The sequence below is a fragment of the Fortiea contorta PCC 7126 genome (genome assembly GCF_000332295.1).
GTDB classification, from domain to species: Bacteria; Cyanobacteriota; Cyanobacteriia; order Cyanobacteriales; family Nostocaceae; genus Fortiea; species Fortiea contorta.
Genome location: NZ_KB235930.1, coordinates 1047440 through 1067822 on the forward strand (window position 1 = coordinate 1047440; position 20383 = coordinate 1067822).

Sequence of the window (20383 nt, forward strand, 5' to 3'; positions counted from 1 at the left end):
ACAGACTCAGAGGCAAGTTTTTAAAAAACATCAAACTCTGTCAATCCGCAACACAAATCACATTGGTAAAATTATTTGGTATGAAAGACACAACATCTGACCGAACTGCGGAAATCGCTCAAGAGTACATAAACCGAGAAGACACGGAACAACAAGTTCTCGCTTTGCTCTTGGAGAAGTTTTTGGGGAGAAAAGACCAGATTCTCGTTCAAAAAACAGAGATGGGATCTACTGAGGCTTATGTTGGTTCTGTGACTTTAGAATGGTTCGCAGGTCGGGTTAAATTCGCCTCTGGTTTACCTCTGTTTGACAAGAAGTATAATTCAGCGACTGATAATATCGAGATTGACGCAGATAGCATTGACGAAATTCAGCAACGTCCTTTGGATTGGTCACGTCAAGCACCGTTGGTACAGTATTTAGCAGCGCGACAAAATCATAAATTCCCGCCGGTGCTGGTAGTAATTAATCAACCGTGGGTGGATAATCCCCAAGCGACTGAGTGGGATGGGGAAGGACGCGCCACTAAGTCTACCACTGATTTTGTTCCTCTTGATCAAGATGGTAAAGTTGGTCTGTTGAATATTTCTGAAGCTGATGTCACCATTTATGCATTGGATGGTCAACATCGGTTGATGGGTGTACAGGGATTGATGGAGTTAATTAAAACTCACAAACTCCAACGTTATAAAAAAGAGAAAGTTGCTGATGAGAGTTTTATTACAGTCAATGATTTGATAGACAAGTATCAAGTAGACCTGGCTTATCTGCAAAATTTACCCCAGGAAAAAATCGGGATCGAGTTTATTTGTGCGGTTGCGGCTGGGGAAACTCGCACTCAAGCCAGACGCAGGGTGAGATCGATTTTTGTTCACGTCAACTTGATGGCTGCACCGTTGACAAAAGGTCAGTTAGCGCAGTTGAATGAGGATGATGGTTTTGCGATCGCTGCAAGAAAAATTGCCGTTACCCATCCACTATTAGAACAACGAAAAGAGCGCAATCCTCGTGTGAATTGGAATAGTGCAACAGTAGCTGCCAATTCTACAGTTTTAACGACCTTGCAAGCGCTGCAAGATATGTCTGAGCGATATCTGGGTCAAAAATTCCCTCACTGGAAACCTTTAGAAAAAGGGCTAATTCCCATGCGTCCAGAGGATGAAGAACTGCAACAGGGAATTGCAGAATTTAGAAACCTATTTGATTATTTAGCGAATCTTCCCAGTTATCAAATTTTAGAACATGAGGATACACCAGCTTTGCGGCGGTTCAGTTTTGAGAAAGACGGTGGTGAAGGAAATATGCTTTTTCGTCCAGTTGCTCAAGTTGCATTAGCGCAAGCTCTAGGAATTTTAGTATTTAAAAAAGGCTTTTCTTTGGCAGATATTTTTAAGAAGTTGCGGAAGTTTGATCAGCAAGGTGGTTTTAGTGGGATGGAATATCCTCAATCTCTTTGGTATGGGGTTTTATATGATCCAAATAAGAAGCGGGTACAGGTTGCGGGAAGAGATTTAGCGGCGAAATTATTGGTTTATATTTTGGGTGGAATTCAAGAACCAATGGAACGTGCTGAACTGCGTAAAGCTTTAGCGGATGCGAGGACTATGGAAGATCAAACTATTGGTTTTGATGGGAACTTTGTGGAACCGAAAGCAGTGGGACTTCCACCAATTTTGAATTAGCAAAGTCATACTTTTTGGATGCAAGGATTTTGCAAAAAGTGGCTCAAAGGCTGTACCATCTCACTAACTTTTCAAAGAGCGACGCAGCGGAAAGTCTGAACGGAGACTTCCTCCAATCAGAATTTTCCAACAGAGGAGCGTCACTTTTCAAGACAGCGACTTTCAACCCTATTCCCTGCGATGCACTGAGCTTGTCGAAGTGTTCCCTGCTATATAAAAATCAAGATAGGAATTTGGTCAGATCAAATTCCTCATCTTTTTGCTCTGTATTATTTCTCTCATAACTGAGAAATAACAAAATTCGTTCTGCATAATCGACAGACCCGCGCAACTCATTTCGCAAGATTTCCAATCCACCATTCGCATACTCTTCAAAAATATGATTGCGTTGTCTTTCATATTCTTCTTCATGAAGAGAGAGTGTTTTGATATCTTGTGTTTCATTAATTGCTAATAATTTTATGAAAATATCATTTCCCATTGAGGCGAAATATTCTATTCTAATTGGTGATGGTTCCCTTTTAGAAATTTCCCCCAGAGGTACGCGCTTTTTATGCTTCGCACCCAACGCAGCAGCGAAGACGATCACATCAGCAAAAGTTTGAAAAGGCCCTGTCCCACCATCTGTAGAGGTTAAAGCTTTAACTAAATCTGCTTTATCTTTCGCAACCCTAATTCTGCCAGTTTCTGCCATATCTAATCTTTTTGATGATACTTTAATTACGAATTCATTTGCTCTAGAGTCAACTGCACATCCTCATAAACTAAAGATATGGAAAAGTGAAAATCAACACTGGTTAAATTAACTTCATTTCCTTGTTCATAGGGATGTAATTCCCAAAATCCTCTGTCATTCAATCGAAAACAATCTAAACCAATTTTTTCTGCATCAATGATGACGTATTCTCGCAAAGTTTTGATGCGGCGATAGTGGGTAAATTTCTCTCCTCGGTCATAAGCTGCAGTGCTGGGAGAAAGAACTTCTACAATTAAACAAGGATATTGAAGAAATTTAATCGCTTGTTTGTCTCTTTCATCACAACTCACCACAACATCTGGATAATGAAAAGGCCCATTTTCCGATATTCCTACTTTTGCATCAGCCATAAAAGCGCGACAAGAACCACCCCGGAGGTGACTTTTTAATGCTGAAGCTAAGTTGAGAGCAATAGTAGTGTGGGGGATAATTTCCCCAGTCATGGAAAAGACTTCACCATTGATATATTCGTATTTAATTTCTTGGCGTTCTTCCCATTCCCAGTATTCTTGGGGAGACATATAATTTCCGTTTGGATTTGCAACCATAACTCTATTTTTTAAACATGACGTTCAATTACCGTAACTTCAGTATATTCAAATTCATTGGGACTTTGCCTCACTAAAGGATATCTTTCCCCGCTTAACTCAATATAGTCTTGTTCACAATCTGGCTTGGAAGAATAGTAGGTAAGTACATATTCTCTACCAATTCTGTCGGCGATTTCTTCTTCAACTTCACCTCGCCATTGAGTTTTTGTCACTAACACAATTAACTGATTTGCTAATTTGGGTATTGTTTTCGCGATGCGTCGGCGAGAAATTTCATCTAGACTACCAAATGGTGAATCCATAACTATAGGAAAGGTGCTGCTGTCGGGAATCATTAACATTTTTCGCTTTTCACTCCATTCCCGCACTCTGTCAATGATACTGGCAATAAACGATAAGCTAAGAATTTGATTTTCACCTGTGGAAGCTGCAACTGGGGCTTCAATTCCTGCTGTATTTTCTATCAAGGTTAATTCATATTTATCGCTGATTTTGGGAATATATGGAGCGACGGAAATCTCACTAAAAATTTCTTGTACTCGCTGTTCTAGTTGCAGGCGAAATTGTTTTTCTTGACGGTTTCTGACTTCTATTAATCGTTCTACAGCATCTTGGGTGGCGTTGATGCGTCGTTGTGCGATGATTTGCCGTGATTCGTTTAATTTCTGTTTGGCGATTTGTTTCCCTAATACCTCGGTTTCAGTTTGTAGGTGAGATATTTGCTGTTGATTTGCACCCTGTTCTCGATTCAAGTCATCTATTTTCGCCTCTATTCCATCTAACCTTTTTTGCAAGCTACTAATTTCTTCATTAGCATCTTTTCGCAATCGTTCTTGAATGCTATCTAATTCCTGCTCAATTTGGGATATTGTCTCTCTTAATTGATTGCTTCTGGCTTGTTCTGTGTCTACTTCTTCCCAAAAGGTGATGGCTTGTCTATCGATTTCATCTACTTGAGCACTGATGTGAATTGCTGTTTCTTGGATTGTGGAAGAACCTACTTTATCTAGCCAAGATTGTACGTTTTGGTGACAGGGATTACCTGCGGTTAATTCGGTTCCACAAATGCAGTGTCGGGATTGGAGTAATTCATTGACAAACTCCCGCGAAATTCCAGACGTTAATTCGCCTCGCTGTTTTAAATCTGTGACTATTTCTCTGAATTTGGTTGTGGTTTCCCCTAGTAAAACTGTATAACCCCGCGCGGAAATAATCTTTTTGAGTTTGTCTTTAGTTTTGAGATATTCTGCTTTGTTAATTTCTTTCTGTGATTCTAAGTTTTGCCATCTCTTTTGAAATACTTGATCGGCGCTGAGTTCTCGCAAGCGGTTGCTAATTTCTTTTTTTAATGTTTGTTGAGATGCTAATTCTTGTTGAATTTCTTGCTGTCTTTGAGTATAAGTTGCAATTTCTCGGTCTAATTTTTCTTGCTGACGCAAAAGCTTTTTAGTTTCTGAGTCACCAATGGCTTTTAGTTCGCTCTCTAAGGTTTTTTTAGCTTCTCCTAGGTGTCTGATGGAACGGTTGATGACTTCTACGCCCAAGAAAATTTTTGTGGCTTCGGCGATTTCGGTTTTTTTATCCGAACGAACGATCGCTTCGATGCGTTCGCCGTCAAAAAAGAAATATTGATGTAAGCTAGCAGGTAAAATTTGATTGATGATGTCTTCTGGTTGCTGATTGGGGATATGCCATTTACCGTCATCTCCACCTACCCACATGGTTAATTGCGTTTTCCCCGGTTCGAGGTCATGATCATTTTTATAAACTCGACAGGTGCGTTTTACTCGATAACGATTACTTTCATGTTCCCAGCCAATTTCTACCCAACATTCTACAGTTTGTCCGATTTTTGCTTCGGCGATCGCTCTTTTATTAACTAGTTGTTCAATTGAGGCAAAGGCTGCTGTAAATTTTTCATATAATACCCAGGTAAATGCATTCAATAGACTGGTTTTTCCCGCACCATTATTACCATGAATAATTGTTGTGTTCTGGATATCTCCCCAGGCTAGACTCATCTCTGGTGTCGCACCGTAAAAAGAGCGAAAATTGCACAGTTTAATTGAGGTTAGCTTCATCGCACCTCTTCCTTGACGATATCTAATATCTCTTCGTTGATATGGCTGTTGATTTTCCTATCTAGTCGATTTTTTTCTAGCTTCCATACCCGCTCGATTATCTGTTTTACTTCCGGTGGAGCGCTAATAATCGGCTCTTGCACATCATCAATATTTGACTCTGCTGACATTATCGGTTTTTAAGAGATTTTTTCTCTATTTTATCCGGATTTACTCTGGCGATCGCTCTTTTACTACCATGATTATCACTATCTTGTTTTTCTACTAATTCTTCCTAGATATCTTTAAATTTATTTTGAAAAAATTTGTTTATTTTTAGGGCGATATCTGATACTATTATTGTTAGGTGAAATTCTTTATAATCGAGTGTAGCTTGCGTTAAAAATTTTGCTTACACTCTATTATGATCAATACTCTTTAATAATCTCATACTATTGTCCCCGGTTCCTCTAAATTACAAAAATTTTTACAAAAAAAACTAAATATTTTGGTTCATATATCTAATAGTCCATATCGTTTTTGCAAATCGAGTAATTTTATTCTTGCTTCTCCAGCGTTGTCAGCTAAATCGGCAAATTCGACGAAGCGGCGCAATTCTTTTTTGAGGAGGTTGCGCTCAATTTCTAGTGCGTTTCTATCTAAATCTGGTGGGAGGACAATCATGTCGAAAATGGTGGCGCGTTCTTTTCCGGGGTGGGGACGCAAAACTCTTCCCCGACGCTGAATAAATTGGCGGGGGTTTCCGGAACTGGCGAGAATTACTGCTGTTTGAATGGCGGGGATATCGACACCTTCATCTAAACAGCGAATGGCTACTAAACCTTGCAATTCTCCACTTTCAAATTGACGCCGTAAGATTTCTCGTTGATTGAGGGGAGTTTGGGCGGTGTAGGTGCTGATTCTTAAACCCAGTTCTACACCGAGAATTTTTGCTACGGCTTGGAGTTGGCGACTAGATGAACGTTGTCTTTCTTCTTGGGAACCATCACTGCAATAAAAAAGAGTATGGGTGGTTTGATGGCGAGTTGTCATTAATTCTCGCAAAGCGGTTAATTTGTTCTGTGCAGTGCCAATTAACCGCGCTCGTTGCATCAATAATGGTTTTAAATCTTCATGATTTTCTAAATCACCATTTTCTCGTTCCTGATATAGTAGCGCTCGTCCAATTCTTTTAGTTAATTTTAAATAAGCAATGCTTTCGGCTTCTGTTAATTCCACTAAAACAGGATGATATAAATAGTGTACTAAAGCGCCTTGAGCGATCGCATCCCGCAATCTAAATTCTGGCTGCAGCACAGGGCCGAAATAATCAAACAAAGATTGAGTACCATCGTCGTCAAAATATCTTTCTGGTGTTGCGGACAAAGCTAATCGCAACCCCACGCGACGAGGTAGGCTTTCTTCTAATTTGGGCGCGCCTAAATTATGGGCTTCGTCACCAATAATTAAAGTTTTGTCGGGAAAATATTTGAGTTGAGATTGCAAGCCATCTCCTACTAAAGTAGAGTTGGTAGTAATTACTGTGACAAACTTTTGAGCACCAGAACGCAGATTATAAATTTGGCTCGAAAGCTGACTCTGCCAATTCCGTAAATTCTCGAAGGCTAAAATGGGCTGTAAATTAAATTTTTCACATTCTCGCGCCCATTGAGTGACAAGATGACGATAGGGACAGACGACTAATAAAACTTGTAAGTTAATCTGCTGGTATAATTCACAAGCGATCGCTAATGCTGTGATCGTCTTCCCACTACCAGTAGCCATTTTTAATGTCCCTCTGCCATTGTTAGCAAACCAGTTATGAATAGCTTGTCGCTGATATGGGCGCAAGATAACAGATGAGGGAATTTTTGGACATCCTGGGAATGGTTGCTGAACGTGATAACTACCCTTACCTTCCCTTAATAATGGTAGATGCAATCGGAAGGTGGGTAGTTGCTGCACTGAATTTCGGGTCAGGTACATAAACTGAAGGATGAAGGATGAAGGATGAAAAATAGCTCAAGAGACAGTTATCAGTTAACAGATTGCTAACCGATAACTGATAACTGTTCACCGACTCAGTTATATGTAGTCACGCCAAACGGCGATTAAAGAACCCTGTACCTGGACTTGAACAGCATTAATTTCAATGGGATTGTATTTGCGATTGGCGGGTTTGAGAGTGACGCGATCGCCGCTGCGATAAAAACGCTTTAATGTTGTACCATGTCCATCAACTCTCGCAGCGACGATGGTACCGTTTTTTAAATGTTCTGGTTCCGCAACGGGACGCAGAAATACTAAATCTCCGTCAGCAATTAAATCTTCAATCATGCTGTCACCCGCTACCCGTAAAGCATAAGTTTGGGGAGGTAAGGCTAAATTAGAAACGTCCAAATGATCCACTGCATCGGTGAAAGGTTCAATTAAACCACCTGCAGCAATTGTACCCAAAATTGGTACCCCAGCCGCCACAGGACGCAACACCCGAATTGTCCGCGCTTTTCCTTCAGTCCATTCGATATATCCTTTGGTGCGTAAATGTTCTAAACGACTTTGAATTGGTGCTGGTGATTTGAGATTCATCGCTTGCATCATTTGCCTAATTGAAGGTGAATGTTGATGAGCGCGAATGTAATCTGCTAACCATTGGTACAATTCTTCTTGAGCTTCTGTTAGACGTTCCATAAATTTACCAGGAAATAAATACAACTCTCTTTAGAACATTAGTACTACAAAAAACTAGATATAGGCAAGATAAAACTAAAAATATTAAAGGCAAAAGAAAGATAATTCTCTTTTGCCTTTGATATTTAGATATTTTACTGTTTATCGTTCATTGGGCGCCTAAAATACTCACAAGCAATGCTTTTTGCGCGTGGAGACGATTTTCCGCTTGATCCCAAACTCGTGATTGAGAACCTTCGATTACTTCTGCGGTAATTTCTTCACCACGATGGGCTGGTAAGCAGTGTAGAACTATGGCTTGAGAATCAGCAAGGCTTAATAATTGTGGGGAAATTTGGTATGGTTGGAAAATTGGTAGGCGATCGCCTGCTTCTGATTCTTGCCCCATACTTGCCCAAACATCGGTGTATAATACTGTGGAATCTTTCGCGGCTAATTCCGGATCGTGGGTGAGGAGAACTTCAGTTTGATTGTTAGCGATCGCTCTTGCTTGTTCAACAATCGCTGTATCTGGTTCATAACCCTTGGGAGTAGCGACTCTGACATTCATCCCCGCTAAAGCGCAACCCAACATCAGAGAATTAGCGACATTATTACCATCACCGACGTAAGTCAAAGTTAACCCTTGCAACTCACCAAAGCATTCTTGAATTGTCAATAAATCAGCTAACACCTGACAAGGATGCTCTAAATCCGTCAGTGCATTAATAACTGGGATTTTAGCGTAGTCAGCAAAAGTTTCTAACTCTTGTTGAGCGAAAGTGCGAATTGCCAAAATATCTAAATATCGATCCAACACCCGCGCTGTATCTTGTACAGGTTCCCCGCGACTCACTTGAGTAACATGAGGATTGAGATCAATCACCTGTCCACCCAACTGATACATTGCGACTGTAAAACTTACCCGCGTCCGAGTGGAAGCTTTGGAAAATAATAATCCCAATACCTTATGACACTGCAACTGCAACTGTTGTGATTTGAGTTGAGTTGCCAATTCCAAAAGTTCTCGCAGTTCCGTAGGGTTGAGGTCTGCTAAACCTAATAAATCTCTACCGTTCAATGCTGCCATGCTTGCGATCTGTAAAGGGCGATTATGTCTCGTGATTAGCCAGCCTTACCAAAAAAACACCACTTTAAAAATTTACCAGATATTTTTCTGCCCCGCGCAAGATTCTCAATTAGCTGTGAAAAAGTCGAAATTGTTTTTGATGCTAGACAAGTAAATTATTTATGGTACAATAAGAAACGGGTTTGCAATTTGCAACCTCGACCTGCCAGCATAGCACAGTGGTAGTGCATCCGACTTGTAATCGGAAGGTCGTCGGTTCAAATCCGACTGCTGGCTTTAGATAAAACCCCATCGGAGGCTGTAATTACAGTACACATGCTGATTCTTCTCCTGCCAAAATCAGAGATAGGAAAACTGCTGACGTAAACTCTCAATGGTAGCGATCGCATGTTTCGCCACAATATCCATCTCTGCTAAGGTATTAAACCGTCCAATACCAAACCGCACAGATGCATAAGCCAACTGCTCTGCGTGTCCCAACGCCATCAATACATGAGTTGGTGCAATCGTTGTGGATGTACAAGCAGAACCGGAAGACACCGCTGCTACCGGCTGTAACCCCAAAGAAAGCGCTGCTCCATCTACCCCCTCGACGCTGATATTTAAATTTCCCGCTAGTCGCTGTGTTGGATGTCCGTTGAGGTGAATTCCTTGCAGATGTGAGAGTGATTCCCATAATCTTTGCCTAAGTTGTGTCAGGCGTTGGGTTTCGGTGGCTTGTTCAGCTAAAGCGATTTCCACAGCTTTACTGAAACCGACAATCTGCGGTGTATATAAAGTACCACTACGCATTCCCCGTTCGTGTCCCCCCCCGTGTTGCTGGGGAGCCAGTTGCACTCTGGGGTTACGCCTTTGCACATATAGCGCCCCGATTCCTTTGGGCCCGTAGACTTTATGTGCTGTCAGCGACATTAAATTGATCTGCGATGCTTGCACATCCAAGGGAATTTTACCAATAGCTTGAGCTGCATCTGTATGAAAAATTATCTGGCGATCGCGGCACATTTCCCCAATTTCTGTTAATGGTTGCAATACGCCAATTTCGTTATTTGCCGCCATCACCGACACCAAAATTGTATCAGGACGAAAAGCTTTTTCCAACTCGGTTAAATCAATTAATCCATCTTTTTGCACCGGCAAAATTGTCACTGCAAAGCCAAGAGTTTTTAAATATTGGTAAGGGTCTAAAACTGCTTTATGCTCAGTTGCCAGTGTAATTATATGTTGTCCTTGGGAAAAATAAGCTTCAGCCACACCTTTAATCGCTAAATTATTAGCTTCCGTCGCTCCACTAGTAAAAATAATTTCTTCTGGTGTAGCATTAATTGCTGCTGCTAAAATTTCTCTGGCTTGCTGAACAGCCGCTGCTGCTTCCCAACCATAAACATGACTATTACTAGATGGATTTCCAAAATTTTCTGTAAAATAAGGCAGCATAGCCGCTAATACCCGTTCATCAACAGGAGTAGTAGCGTGATTATCAAGATAAATAGGGCGAATAGACATAATTAGCTCAAAATTTGACTGAGGTTTTTTAAGATTTTCAAGACTTGATATAATTCATTTTCTCGCTTCAAAAGCGTAAATTGATCTGATAATGCATACTTTATTTTAGAGTTTTTAGTTAATTTTAGAAAAATAAAGTCGCTACCATTCATGACTAATCCAAAAATAGGTTTCTCCTGATTAGGATTAGCTATCATATAAGTCAGCGCTTGAGGTATCCCCTCCAAGAGAGACCAACTAGATTTTTTTGATTCAATTATTAAAAGCCATAATTGTTCTTGAATAACCAGAAAATCCATTCTACCTCTAATAATTTCATCTTCATCATCTGCCGAAATTTCTATAGATTGCTCACTTTTGATAAAGAAAGGTTCATCATAGAATCCAGCCAAACTAAGCAAGGGAGACAAAACCACTAACTTCACTGCATCTTCTAGCAAAGGAGGACGCTTAACTAAACGTAGAAAATGAGATTTCACTCTGTCTAGATATTGCTTTTCTAAATCTGTAATTTCTGGGAGATTTTCTAACCATTCTGTGAAAAAACTTGCAGTGTCAGTCTCTTCTATACCAAATCTTGCTTCTAAATCAGCCAGTCCGACATTTTGCGCTTGGATAACTTGAACCATACTCGATTGACCAGATACATATATATATTGTAATAAAAAAAATATAGGCTGAGAAATACCCAGCCTAAATAATTATTATTTTGGCAAAAATGTTGATAAATGGCTATTTCTTAATTACTAAAGTACCAGCAATCATATCGTGCAACGCTTGCTTTTTTTCAGTAAATGCTGCCGATATATAGCCAATCAGTAAAATAATGGCAGAAATCCATTTAGCAACATGTCTACCTGTCGCCCTACCAAAAGATATTTTTTTACCATCTATGTCAGTCACAATAATCCCCAAAGCTTGCTTACCAAGAGTAGCCTGTTGCTCTGAACTCTCCATCAAAGCATAATAAAGCCAGCCGATGATGACTCCTAAAATAGCAGCAATACCTTCAACTCCCTGAGCAGTTTGTAAAACTGCAGCATAAATAAACCCAAAAACAAAGCCAATGAGCGCCACAACAATATATAAAATAATGCCATCAATGAAGGCTGCTAAAACTCTCGTCCAAAAACCTGCATACTCATGAATTGCTAATTGTTGATTTTGAGAAACACTAAGAGGTTGTTGATATAAAGGAGTAGGGCGATCAATTGCTGACAATTGCTGTAAAATGGCTTGAGTATTTATTGGTCTGTTACCAGCGAACCGTGCCATCATTTGGTCAATTAAATCTGCAAGCGGTGGCGAAATTTGTGGAGCGTAGTTGCGCCAAGTTATTTCATCAGTATATGAGTTATAAATTGCTGAATCATTGGGTTCTTTGCCGGTGAGTAAATAAACAAATGTCCGTCCCAAGGCAAAAAAATCAGATTGTGGTATTGCTTGTCCATTCAATTGCTCTTGGGGAGTATAACCGACGGAAATAATTCCTGTTACCTGACCTTGGGGCTGTTTAACCATATAAGTTCCAGAAACTTGTCGCGCTGTACCAAAATCAATTAATGCTAAACCTCCTGTGGCTCTGAGCATGATATTAGAAGGTTTGATATCGCGGTGAAAAAAGTTTTGGCTATGTACTTGTTGCAGAATATTGACTATTTCTGTTAACCATTGAATAGCCAATTTTTGATCTATGGGGCGATGCTGGCGTTGTCTAATATATTCTTGTAAATCTAGTCCTTCAATCTTCTCCATCACCAAGCAGTGTAGCGGCTCTGCTTGATTTCGAGGAAAATAGACAAAGTAAGCATTCGCTTCCACTTTGGGGATTCCTGGATGATTTAAAAAGCTCAAAACTTCTGCTTCTCGTTGAAATAATTCAACTGCTTTTTGTTGATTATTAATCAGTATTTTGAGGACTTTTAGGGTGTTGTTGCGGGCGTCTGTGACTTCATAAGTTTTACCAAAGCCGCCTTCACCTAGTGTTTGCATGGCTCGATAACGACCTTCCAATAGTAATTCTGAGCCACAAGCTTGACAAAACAGGATGTTGTCAGGATTTTTGGGCTGGGAACAAAGAGGATTTATGCACAAGCTCATTGCTTTAGAAAGTAAAATATTTATCTCATAGTTTAACGTTAGTGTTGTATTTGACTAATGAAGTTTGTATTAAAAATCCTCTTCGAGAGTCAGCCAGAACTGTATTTGTGCGAATTATGAATTAGTTGATGTGGCTACTAATTCTTGTAGTTTAGTTAAGACTTGTTGAGCATGACCTTTGGCTTTGACATTCGGCCAAGTGTAAGCAATTATGCCATCAGGTGAAATCAGAAAAGTTGACCGAGCAACACCCATATATTCTTTCCCCATGAATTTTTTTAATCGCCAAGCACCATAAGCCTCTGTAAGTGTATGTTCTGGATCGCTTAAGAGAGTGATTGATAAGTTATGTTTGCTGATAAATTTGCAATGGGATTTACCAGAGTCTGGACTCACACCTAAGATTTTTGCTTTTAGTTCGTTGAATTGTGGATATAACTCGCTAAAGTCTTTTGCTTCGGTGGTACAACCTGGGGTGTCATCTTTGGGGTAAAAATAGAGAATCACCCACTCTTGGCGGAAATCACTCAAGCTCAGAGGATTTCCGTTGTGGTCAGGAGTAGAAAAATTAGGTGCTGTTTGTCCAGCTTGGGGAATGTTGCTCATGAAAGAGATTTTTAGGTTAGCGATCGCTCTCAAATTTTACCCAGATTAGGCGATCGCTCGGAGTGTAATTCATCATTCTGTGTTCCCCACAGCCATAAAAAACCGACTGGCTGTATCGCGCTACCAGTCGGTGATGATTTTTTAATGCGGCATTGGAGTTAAGAAACTGACAAAGCCTTGTCTGAAAACCAAATCTCAAGCGTGCACCGTCTTCAGACAAGCCATGCTTGATTCTTTCAACTTTTGCCTATAATTGGTAGATGCGATAGCCGTATGATTGATATTTGTGTAGGTTAGTGTTGAACCTAACTTGCTTACAAGTATAGCTTGAGTGCCAAAATTCTCAAGGCATTTGTTCCACTTTGTTAACTGGCTAAAAATCTCTATGACTCCTCACGAAAGTGACCTGAAAGCAACTTCTGCATCGTCGAAAGTATGGCGCAGTTGGCGAGAAAATTTAATTCTGGTGGCGATCGCTTTATGTTTAGCATTTTTGATCCGGACTTTTATTGCTGAACCGCGCTACATCCCTTCTGAATCGATGGTACCCACTTTACACACAGGCGATCGCTTAGTAGTGGAAAAAATCTCTTACCGTTTTCATCCCCCCACAACTGGAGATATTATTGTTTTCCAGCCTCCTGCAGAATTACAGCGTCGGGGATATCCTCAAGACCAAGCTTTTATTAAACGAGTGATTGGTGAACCAGGGGAAGTAATTAATGTTAGTAATGGCAAAGTTTATCTCAATGGTCAAGCATTAAAAGAAAACTACATTGCTGAACCACCAAATAATCCTTATCCGCCCGTGAAAGTCCCTGAAGATGAGTTTTTTGTCATGGGAGATAACCGCAACGATAGTAATGACTCTCGTTACTGGGGTTTTTTACCTAGAAAACATATCATTGGTCGTGCGACATTTCGCTTTTGGCCTCTTGATAGAATTGGGTTTATTTAAATTGTCCGGGTTGTAGTCAGCGCTTAAGCGCTGAAGAAGACAAAAACCCCTATTCCCTGTTCCCTGTTCCCTCTTCCCTCGAAAAAGAAAATATAGACGAAAATAGAAATGTCAGCCGTTCCTTATCTCACCTTGACCGAAGCGAACTCAGTGCGTAATTTGCAAGAAACTCATTTAAACCGCGCTCGTGCTAGTCTGCGACAAGCGTTGTCTTGGTATGGATATCTCCGCAAGTCAGGACAGATGTCATCTAACCCGGAATTAGCGGGTTTGGTAAAACCAGAATTGGAAACGTTAAATTCTGCACTGCAAAAGCTAGACTCTAATGTAATTAAAATTGCGGTTTTCGGTTTGGTGAGTCGTGGTAAATCGGCGGTGCTGAATGCATTGTTAGGAGATAAAGTTTTGCAAACGGGGCCGTTACATGGTGTAACTCAATGGCCTCGCTCTGTCCGTTGGCAACCAGGAAACAAAGTACTGATAGAATTAATCGATACACCTGGTTTAGATGAAATTGCTGGGGAATCACGAGCGCAGATGGCGCGGGAAGTAGTGCTGCAGGCAGATTTAATTTTGTTTGTGGTATCTGGTGATATCACCCGCACAGAGTATCAAGCGCTGCAAGAAATGCGACAATCGCAGAAACCGCTGATTTTGGTGTTTAACAAAATTGACCTCTACCCAGACACAGATAGAGCGGCCATTTATGAAAATTTACAACAATTAGGTGCAGCGGCTCCCCAAGCCCAACCGTTATTACCCGATGAGATTGTCATGGTAGCCGCAGAACCAGCACCAATGGAAGTGAGAGTGGAATGGCCAGATGGACGTGTGAGTTATGAATGGGAGACACCACCACCAGAAGTAGACGAACTCAAACAAACAATTCTGAATATTCTCAATCGTGAAGGGCGATCGCTCTTAGCATTAAATGCACTCAGACAAGCAAGAGACGCAGAAGCAAAGATAGCTCAAAAAACTCTCGATTTACGCGAACAAGAAGCAGAAGAAATTATTTGGCAATTTACCAAATATAAAGCCTTAGCAGTCGGGTTAAATCCCATCGCCTTTTTAGATATTTTAGGCGGAACTGTTGCCGATTTAGCATTAATTCGCGCTTTAGCTCGGTTGTATGGTTTACCCATCACCAGTTATGAAGCCGGTAAGATTTTAAAAACAATTTTCTTCAGTTCTGGTGGTTTATTGCTGAGTGAATTAGGTAGTAGCTTGCTATTAGGATTAGGTAAGAGTACCGCAGCGATCGCCAGTGGTGACAATCCCACTAATATTACCGCCTATGCCGGCAGTGCGATCGCCCAAGCAGGAATCGCCGGTTATGGCGCCTACGCCGTAGGAAAAGCCGCCCAAATCTATCTCGAAAAAGGCTGTACCTGGGGACAATTTGGCGCTAGCACAGTGATACAAGAAATCCTCTCTCAAGTAGAACCAAATACAATTGTGTATCGTTTGCGCCAAGAATTAGGAATCAAATTCGGCGAGTAGGGGCGAACGGTTGTTCGCCCTCAGCTATCACGGTTGTTCGCCCTCAGCTATCACAGTTGTTCGCCCTCAGCTATCACGGTTGTTCGCCCTCAGCTATCACGGTTGTTCGCCCTCAGCTATCACAGTTGTTCGCCCTAAGCTATCACGGTTGTTCGCCCTAAGCTATCACAGTTGTTCGCCCTAAGCTATAGTGTTTTCCTATTTCAATATGCAGAGGTAAAGTATGATGTCCACAAATTTAGCAGCAGTCCAAACCGCCATTACCGCCTACCAAAACGGCACACAAACCCTTGAGCAAGCAATTTTAGCAGCTATTGCAGAAGCCCGCACCACTTGCGACGTCAACGGTAACAATTCTGCTGATTGTGCTGCAGCTTGGGATATTATAGAAAAATTGCAATCCGAGAAAGCGCATCAACAGCCAGCGAAAATACGCAAAACCTTTTTAGAAATCTACTGCGAAGAACATCCAGGAGCAGTAGAGTGTTTAATCTACGACGTTTAGCTATTTCCTAAATAGACAACCGCCGATTTAGTGCGGTTGTTATGCACTTTTAATCAGGTAAAAATTCACTATCTATTAGCTGTTGTGCAGTAAATGGACATTGTTGCGGAAAATTATCAGGTGATAAACCAGTTTCTGCAATCGCCCAATCTAAAGCAGGAAGATAACATTCTTCCCAAATATTCTCATAATGTTTTCTCAAACTAGGGTGTTTTTGCAGAGATTTATGAATACGGCGACGATGTTCTTTAATACTGGCTCGCCAACTTCCTGAACGATAATCAGGTTGATATTTCCACTTGAGCAAATGAGCTAACACCACAATTAAATTATTTTCCAAAGCATCTTTTAAACTACCACCCATTTCCTCTATTTCTGCTATTAACAAATCAATGTCCAAATTATCAAAATTCCGTTCTCGCAACAGGCTAATTGTTGATTGTAACCATAAGTCATAATCTTGTGCATGAAGAGACGATAAATCAACTTGGTTACTCATTTGCTTTCAAGTCTCCTATCAATTCAAATTAATTTTTCGACAACAACTGAACTACCTGTTTAGTTAGTTGCAAAATCGCTGCTAAATCTAATGGTGACGTTTCACTTTCCATTGCTAACCACAAGAGATATTCAATATTTCCCGCAGGGCCAGTTATCGGCGACCAAGTTAAACCTTGATATTTCCATCCTAATGCTTGAGCCGCTTGCAAAACTTGGAAAATTGCATCTGCATGGTCATTAGGGTCGCGTACCACACCTTTTTTTCCCACACGCGATTTTCCCACTTCAAACTGTGGCTTAACTAATAAAATTGCTTCTCGCGGTGGTTGAGTTAATTGCCACAAAGCTGGTAAAATCTTAGTTAAAGAAATGAAAGATACATCTACCACTGCCAAGTCAGGAACAGAGTCGTTTTCACTATATAATTCCTCTGGTTTTAACTGTCGTAAATTAGTCCGTTCTCGCAAAATCACTCGCGGATCATTTCGCAACCGCCAGTCAACTTGTCCATAACCAACATCGATACCATAAACTTGTTTAGCACCAGCTTGCAGCAAGCAATCAGTAAAGCCACCTGTAGAAATTCCCCCATCAAGACAAATACGTTCTGTAACCGAAATTGTAAATATTTCTAAAGCTTTGGCAAGTTTTTCACCACCACGAGAAACAAAGCGCGATCGCTCTTTAATCTGAATTTGTGCAGAAATATCAATTTCTGTCCCTGGCTTATCAACCACCTGTTGATTCACAGTTACTTCCCCCGCTTGAATTAACCGCTGTGCTAAAGCGCGAGAAGCACACAAATTTAACTCTACTAATAGCGTATCCAGTCGTTGTTTAGGCAATTAAATCGATTCTCCTGGCGAAATTAAAGCCATACCACGATTGATGATATCTTGACTATTAACCAGCTTTTCTAATTCTTCTGGTTCATAACGACCCTCTTCTACTTCCAGAGAAGCTTCATCAATAGCGTTTAAATAAGCTTCCTCCAAGACTTCCCATAATTCTGCTCGCGTCAGGTAATAATCTCCAAATTGACGCCGCTTATTTTCTCGTTGAATTTCCCGAACTGAATTCCGAATTGAGACTTCCCAAGAGCGAGTCGTGCGATTTTCAGCTTGTTGTTTAATTAAATGTAATAACATAATCACTGCATAGCTACGAATCGTTTTGATGATGTCATTTCGGCTCATTTCTGTTAATTCTTCAACTATAATTAATGCTCCTTGAACATCACCTTTAACAAGCAAGTCTTTCAAATTTAATAATTCTTCCATAAACAACGCCTCAAATATCGGTAAATTCTATATGTGGCGAATCTAGAGCGATCGTAGTTGGTTGTACTGAAGTCTACCCCTTATACTATTAGACGTTAAATATCCATACGGGCAAAAAGAGAACATCGCTCTTAGTTTTAAAAAAAGTAAACGCACCTTGCCAATAAAGCCAAAGTGCGCTCATCATGTTTCCTATATTGAGAATCAACTAATGCAACATGGCAGAAATCACTAGACAGTGAAAACTACACAAACTTTTGTCTGCTGTTTTCTACCACTAAATATCTGTCTCGCTCAATTCGCGGGTGATATGGTCAAAAGGTTCATCCACAAAAGCAGTGTTAACCACACCTGCGGCTGCAACTTTTTCCTTAACCAAATCCTTAATAATCTGAACACCACGGACTGTCGGCCCAATGGGTACACCTAAAGAATTGTAAGTTTCCCGCAACCCTTGCAACACACGCTCATCCAAAACATTTGTGTTACCAGCTACCAGCGCATAAGTAGCATAGCGCAAGTAATAATCCATATCGCGCAGACAAGCTGCATAACGACGGGTAGTATAAGCATTCCCACCGGGGCGAATCAACTCAGGTAGTTCTGCAAATAACTGAGAACCAGCCTGCTTGACAAGTGCAGCCGCATTAGCATTAATCGCTGCTGCTGCTTGCACTCGAGCTGTACCACTTTCAAAATAAGACTTGAGGCTATCAAGCGCATTCCGGTCAAAATACCGACCGGCTACGTCATAATTCTTAATTAAACTTGTGACTGCATCGCGCATCCCTTTTTCTCCCAAACATTACTATCTGTGGTTTGATATTTATTTGACTGTTTTCATGCACAGCTATTTTTTGTGCCACATAAAATTAGCGTTTGCACAAAAACAATCTATCCGCTACTTTAAGGATTTTATGCCAAAGTTGCCCCCTGTGAGACGATCTTACGAGTTTTATACAGATAGCCCAGAAAGGTTAACATAACCTGTAAACTAGAAAATCTGTAGCAAAGACTACAAAATAACCTAATCTCCTATCCTTAGGATATTCCAGGTGTGTCACAATTGGGTTCAACAAAGCGGACTTTGAAGACTCTAGTTTGATTTTATTTAATTGGCAGAGTAAGGAGTAACAATGACAACCCCACAAGAAGTCTTGAAGTTGATTCAAGACCAAAAAATTCAGATGATTGATCTGAAATTCATCGATACACCAGGAACATGGCAACACCTCACCGTGTTCCACAACCAAATCGATGAAAGTTCATTCTCTGATGGTGTACCCTTCGACGGTTCTAGTATTCGGGGTTGGAAAGGCATCGAAGAATCAGACATGACAATGGTTCTCGATCCAAATACTGCCTGGATCGACCCATTCATGCAAGAGCCAACTCTAAGTATAATTTGTAGTATTAAGGAACCTCGCACGGGTGAATGGTATAACCGTTGCCCCCGCGTTATCGCCCAAAAAGCAGTAGAATATTTAGCCTCCACAGGACTTGGTGACACCGCCTTCTTTGGCCCTGAAGCTGAATTTTTCATTTTTGATGATGTCCGCTACGACCAAACAGCTAACGAAGGCTACTACCATGTAGACTCCGTAGAAGGCCGTTGGAACACAGGTAGAAAAGAAAGCCCCAACCTCGGTTACAAAACACGCTTCAAAGAAGGTTACTTCCCAGTTCCCCCTACGGATAGTTTTCAAGATATCCGCACAGAAATGCTACTCACAATGGCTGCTTGTGGCGTACCCATTGAAAAACAACACCATGAAGTTGCTACCGGTGGTCAGTGCGAACTAGGTTTCAGATTTGGTAAGTTAATTGAAGCGGCTGACTGGTTGATGACTTACAAGTATGTCATCAAAAACGTCGCTAGAAAATACGGCAAAACCGTTACCTTCATGCCAAAACCAATTTTTGGTGATAACGGTTCTGGGATGCACTGTCACCAATCCATTTGGAAAGATGGTAAGCCTTTATTTGCAGGTAATGAGTACGCTAAATTAAGCAAAATGGCGTTGCATTATATTGGCGGTATCCTCAAGCACGCCCCAGCTTTATTAGCAATCACTAACCCCACCACCAATTCTTACAAACGCCTCGTACCTGGTTATGAAGCACCTGTAAACTTGGCTTACTCCCAAGGTAATCGTTCCGCTTCCGTTCGGATTCCTCTATCTGGTGAGAACCCGAAAGCCAAGCGTTTAGAGTTCCGTTGTCCCGATGCTACTTCTAACCCATATTTAGCATTCGCCGCCATGCTTTGCGCTGGTATCGACGGAATTAAGAACGAAATAGACCCTGGTGAACCTCTAGATAGAAATATCTATGAACTCTCTCCAGAAGAATTAGCGAAGATTCCTTCAACTCCTGGTTCTTTGGATTTAGCTTTGTCAGCCTTAGAAAAGGATCACGCTTTCTTGACACAAACAGGTGTGTTCACCGAAGACTTTATCCAAAACTGGATTGACTACAAACTAGCTAACGAAGTGAAGCAGTTGCAGTTGCGTCCTCATCCTTACGAATTTGCTCTCTATTACGACTGTTAATTTAAATTAACGAGTAATTTTTAGCCACCCTTCAGGGTGGCTTTTTTTTGAGACTTATTCAG

21 protein-coding genes and 1 tRNA gene are annotated in these 20383 nt (G+C 40.9%); 6 read left to right on the forward strand and 16 right to left on the reverse strand.

Features of this window, described 5'->3' with window-relative positions; genetic code table 11:
• Positions 1-80: 80 nt before the first annotated feature.
• Complete coding sequence (locus tag MIC7126_RS0104905; protein WP_017652011.1) at positions 81-1682, forward strand: DGQHR domain-containing protein; 1602 nt, start codon at positions 81-83, stop codon at positions 1680-1682.
• Between the two features lie 220 nt (positions 1683-1902).
• Here the strand turns inward: MIC7126_RS0104905 and MIC7126_RS0104910 are convergent, their stop codons facing one another.
• The 7 genes from MIC7126_RS0104910 to argF all read right to left on the reverse strand — a co-directional run bounded on the left by MIC7126_RS0104910 (position 1903) and on the right by argF (position 8810).
• Positions 1903-2376: a DNA phosphorothioation-associated protein 4 gene (locus MIC7126_RS0104910; RefSeq protein WP_017652012.1), complete on the reverse strand. Its 474-nt coding sequence runs from the start codon at positions 2374-2376 to the stop codon at positions 1903-1905.
• Positions 2377-2402: 26 nt separating this feature from the next.
• Positions 2403-2987, reverse strand: coding sequence for a Uma2 family endonuclease (locus MIC7126_RS0104915; RefSeq protein ID WP_026100043.1), 585 nt, complete (start codon positions 2985-2987; stop codon positions 2403-2405).
• A gap of 11 nt (positions 2988-2998) precedes the next feature.
• Positions 2999-5071 (reverse strand): AAA family ATPase, encoded by a 2073-nt coding sequence (locus MIC7126_RS0104920; RefSeq protein ID WP_017652014.1) that lies wholly within the window; start codon positions 5069-5071, stop codon positions 2999-3001.
• Positions 5068-5241 carry a hypothetical protein gene (locus MIC7126_RS31165; RefSeq protein ID WP_017652015.1) on the reverse strand — a complete coding sequence of 58 codons (174 nt, stop codon included), beginning with the start codon at positions 5239-5241 and terminating at the stop codon, positions 5068-5070. Before MIC7126_RS31165 ends, MIC7126_RS0104920 begins: the two co-directional genes overlap by 4 nt.
• A 322-nt stretch (positions 5242-5563) precedes the next feature.
• Positions 5564-7036, reverse strand: coding sequence for a DNA phosphorothioation system restriction enzyme (locus tag MIC7126_RS0104930; RefSeq protein ID WP_017652016.1), 1473 nt, complete (start codon positions 7034-7036; stop codon positions 5564-5566).
• A 99-nt stretch (positions 7037-7135) separates the two neighbouring features.
• Positions 7136-7741, reverse strand: coding sequence for a transcriptional repressor LexA (gene lexA / locus MIC7126_RS0104935; RefSeq protein ID WP_017652017.1), 606 nt, complete (start codon positions 7739-7741; stop codon positions 7136-7138).
• Between the two features lie 148 nt (positions 7742-7889).
• Positions 7890-8810: an ornithine carbamoyltransferase gene (gene argF, locus MIC7126_RS0104940; RefSeq protein ID WP_017652018.1), complete on the reverse strand. Its 921-nt coding sequence runs from the start codon at positions 8808-8810 to the stop codon at positions 7890-7892.
• Between the two features lie 204 nt (positions 8811-9014).
• Here argF and MIC7126_RS0104945 point away from each other — a divergent pair.
• Positions 9015-9086: transfer RNA gene (locus MIC7126_RS0104945), tRNA-Thr, on the forward strand.
• A gap of 63 nt (positions 9087-9149) precedes the next feature.
• Here the strand turns inward: MIC7126_RS0104945 and MIC7126_RS0104950 are convergent.
• The 5 genes from MIC7126_RS0104950 to MIC7126_RS30155 all read right to left on the reverse strand — a co-directional run bounded on the left by MIC7126_RS0104950 (position 9150) and on the right by MIC7126_RS30155 (position 13242).
• Positions 9150-10316 (reverse strand): cysteine desulfurase family protein, encoded by a 1167-nt coding sequence (locus MIC7126_RS0104950; protein ID WP_017652020.1) that lies wholly within the window; start codon positions 10314-10316, stop codon positions 9150-9152.
• Between the two features lie 2 nt (positions 10317-10318).
• Complete coding sequence (locus MIC7126_RS0104955) at positions 10319-10945, reverse strand: type I restriction endonuclease (protein WP_017652021.1); 627 nt, start codon at positions 10943-10945, stop codon at positions 10319-10321.
• 103 nt (positions 10946-11048) lie between these two features.
• Positions 11049-12416: a protein kinase domain-containing protein gene (locus tag MIC7126_RS0104960; protein WP_017652022.1), complete on the reverse strand. Its 1368-nt coding sequence runs from the start codon at positions 12414-12416 to the stop codon at positions 11049-11051.
• A gap of 114 nt (positions 12417-12530) precedes the next feature.
• Positions 12531-13022, reverse strand: a complete 492-nt coding sequence (gene bcp, locus MIC7126_RS0104965; RefSeq protein ID WP_017652023.1) for a thioredoxin-dependent thiol peroxidase — start codon at positions 13020-13022, stop codon at positions 12531-12533.
• A 16-nt stretch (positions 13023-13038) separates the two neighbouring features.
• Positions 13039-13242: a hypothetical protein gene (locus tag MIC7126_RS30155; protein WP_154655830.1), complete on the reverse strand. Its 204-nt coding sequence runs from the start codon at positions 13240-13242 to the stop codon at positions 13039-13041.
• A gap of 165 nt (positions 13243-13407) precedes the next feature.
• Here MIC7126_RS30155 and lepB point away from each other — a divergent pair, with 165 nt between their 5' ends.
• The 3 genes from lepB to MIC7126_RS0104980 all read left to right on the forward strand — a co-directional run bounded on the left by lepB (position 13408) and on the right by MIC7126_RS0104980 (position 15988).
• Positions 13408-13980 (forward strand): signal peptidase I, encoded by a 573-nt coding sequence (gene lepB / locus MIC7126_RS0104970; RefSeq protein ID WP_017652024.1) that lies wholly within the window; start codon positions 13408-13410, stop codon positions 13978-13980.
• Positions 13981-14088: 108 nt separating this feature from the next.
• Positions 14089-15483, forward strand: a complete 1395-nt coding sequence (locus MIC7126_RS0104975; protein WP_017652025.1) for a GTP-binding protein — start codon at positions 14089-14091, stop codon at positions 15481-15483.
• A 226-nt stretch (positions 15484-15709) separates the two neighbouring features.
• Positions 15710-15988: a Calvin cycle protein CP12 gene (locus tag MIC7126_RS0104980; RefSeq protein WP_017652026.1), complete on the forward strand. Its 279-nt coding sequence runs from the start codon at positions 15710-15712 to the stop codon at positions 15986-15988.
• Positions 15989-16037: 49 nt separating this feature from the next.
• On the opposite strand, the gene MIC7126_RS0104985 is transcribed toward MIC7126_RS0104980, so the two are convergent.
• The 4 genes from MIC7126_RS0104985 to apcB form a co-directional block, all read right to left on the reverse strand.
• Positions 16038-16487: a DUF29 domain-containing protein gene (locus MIC7126_RS0104985; protein WP_017652027.1), complete on the reverse strand. Its 450-nt coding sequence runs from the start codon at positions 16485-16487 to the stop codon at positions 16038-16040.
• 28 nt (positions 16488-16515) lie between these two features.
• The gene (locus MIC7126_RS0104990; RefSeq protein ID WP_017652028.1) at positions 16516-17334 is read right to left on the reverse strand and encodes a TlyA family RNA methyltransferase; all 819 of its coding nucleotides are present in this window, start codon (positions 17332-17334) and stop codon (positions 16516-16518) included.
• Positions 17335-17769 (reverse strand): DUF29 family protein, encoded by a 435-nt coding sequence (locus MIC7126_RS0104995; RefSeq protein WP_017652029.1) that lies wholly within the window; start codon positions 17767-17769, stop codon positions 17335-17337.
• 277 nt (positions 17770-18046) lie between these two features.
• Entirely contained in the window at positions 18047-18556 is a 510-nt protein-coding gene (apcB, locus tag MIC7126_RS0105000) for an allophycocyanin subunit beta (protein WP_017652030.1), read from the reverse strand.
• Positions 18557-18905: 349 nt separating this feature from the next.
• On the opposite strand from apcB, the gene glnA reads away from it, so the two are divergent.
• Entirely contained in the window at positions 18906-20321 is a 1416-nt protein-coding gene (gene glnA, locus MIC7126_RS0105005) for a type I glutamate--ammonia ligase (protein WP_017652031.1), read from the forward strand.
• The last annotated feature ends 62 nt before the right edge of the window (positions 20322-20383 follow it).

Bases quoted from the DNA above. Each gene is read 5' to 3' on its own strand.
- MIC7126_RS0104960 (WP_017652022.1), bottom strand. From the start codon at position 12,416: ATGAGCTTGTGCATAAATCCTCTTTGTTCCCAGCCCAAAAATCCTGAC.
- MIC7126_RS0104950 (WP_017652020.1), bottom strand. From the start codon at position 10,316: ATGTCTATTCGCCCTATTTATCTTGATAATCACGCTACTACTCCTGTT.
- MIC7126_RS0104920 (WP_017652014.1), bottom strand. From the start codon at position 5,071: ATGAAGCTAACCTCAATTAAACTGTGCAATTTTCGCTCTTTTTACGGT.
- apcB (WP_017652030.1), bottom strand. From the start codon at position 18,556: ATGCGCGATGCAGTCACAAGTTTAATTAAGAATTATGACGTAGCCGGT.
- MIC7126_RS0104915 (WP_026100043.1), bottom strand. From the start codon at position 2,987: ATGGTTGCAAATCCAAACGGAAATTATATGTCTCCCCAAGAATACTGG.
- MIC7126_RS0104995 (WP_017652029.1), bottom strand. From the start codon at position 17,769: ATGGAAGAATTATTAAATTTGAAAGACTTGCTTGTTAAAGGTGATGTT.
- MIC7126_RS0104910 (WP_017652012.1), bottom strand. From the start codon at position 2,376: ATGGCAGAAACTGGCAGAATTAGGGTTGCGAAAGATAAAGCAGATTTA.
- glnA (WP_017652031.1), top strand. From the start codon at position 18,906: ATGACAACCCCACAAGAAGTCTTGAAGTTGATTCAAGACCAAAAAATT.
- MIC7126_RS0104980 (WP_017652026.1), top strand. From the start codon at position 15,710: ATGTCCACAAATTTAGCAGCAGTCCAAACCGCCATTACCGCCTACCAA.
- MIC7126_RS0104955 (WP_017652021.1), bottom strand. From the start codon at position 10,945: ATGGTTCAAGTTATCCAAGCGCAAAATGTCGGACTGGCTGATTTAGAA.
- lexA (WP_017652017.1), bottom strand. From the start codon at position 7,741: ATGGAACGTCTAACAGAAGCTCAAGAAGAATTGTACCAATGGTTAGCA.
- MIC7126_RS0104930 (WP_017652016.1), bottom strand. From the start codon at position 7,036: ATGTACCTGACCCGAAATTCAGTGCAGCAACTACCCACCTTCCGATTG.
- MIC7126_RS0104985 (WP_017652027.1), bottom strand. From the start codon at position 16,487: ATGAGTAACCAAGTTGATTTATCGTCTCTTCATGCACAAGATTATGAC.
- MIC7126_RS31165 (WP_017652015.1), bottom strand. From the start codon at position 5,241: ATGTCAGCAGAGTCAAATATTGATGATGTGCAAGAGCCGATTATTAGC.
- bcp (WP_017652023.1), bottom strand. From the start codon at position 13,022: ATGAGCAACATTCCCCAAGCTGGACAAACAGCACCTAATTTTTCTACT.
- lepB (WP_017652024.1), top strand. From the start codon at position 13,408: ATGACTCCTCACGAAAGTGACCTGAAAGCAACTTCTGCATCGTCGAAA.
- MIC7126_RS0104975 (WP_017652025.1), top strand. From the start codon at position 14,089: ATGTCAGCCGTTCCTTATCTCACCTTGACCGAAGCGAACTCAGTGCGT.
- MIC7126_RS0104905 (WP_017652011.1), top strand. From the start codon at position 81: ATGAAAGACACAACATCTGACCGAACTGCGGAAATCGCTCAAGAGTAC.
- argF (WP_017652018.1), bottom strand. From the start codon at position 8,810: ATGGCAGCATTGAACGGTAGAGATTTATTAGGTTTAGCAGACCTCAAC.